The following is a 602-nucleotide window of genomic DNA, read 5'->3' as shown; positions in this document are numbered from 1 at the left end:
TACCGGCGTCTAGATCGATGCTAGGAAGATAAGCGCCTCCTGCAGCATCGTTTTGACTTCGTACACTCGCAAACTCATTAAAGATGCTTTTCAGCTCTGGATTTGTAGCAAGTGTTATAGCGACTGATTGTTCTAGCGTTTGTGCCCCAATAGGAGTTGCTACAATGAGGCAACTCAACAAAGATAATTTGAACAATTTCAAAGTAGTTCTCCTTCTACTTTTGACTGTCTCTTTATGATGACAAGTTCAGGTGGTTGGAAAAAACTGACCTTGTATTCGAAGCTTAGGACATTTGCTTGGAAAATGAGAAGTTTAGATAAAAAAATTAACGTTAATGCGGATACTGTACAGCGATCTGAGTGATAACGATCGAGAAGGTGCACTGCACGTTGTTGACGGACACAAATTTCCGACTTTTTATTGTTAATTATCTCAATAGCTTGCTCTGTCGATTTATGGAGGATTTCTAAAAGGAGTGATCAAAGGTGAGGAATGGGTTCAAACAGTTAAAAGTTACTAACTACAGATAAAAAAAAGCCCAAACCAACACGGTTTGGGCGGATACAAGTATAGGAGTTAATAAGGAAATTGCAGTGAGTAA

The 602-nt window shown here is 39.0% G+C and carries 1 pseudogene; it reads right to left on the bottom strand.

The features are described from left to right. Positions 1-202 (bottom strand): annotated as a pseudogene (locus tag KIV40_RS28480) (agglutination protein); the annotation flags it as partial. Positions 203-602 lie beyond the last annotated feature (400 nt).

Source organism: Vibrio sp. D173a, assembly GCF_030248475.1.
Note: the sequence above shows the minus strand (reverse complement) of the source record. Positions and strands in the feature narration are given on the sequence as shown.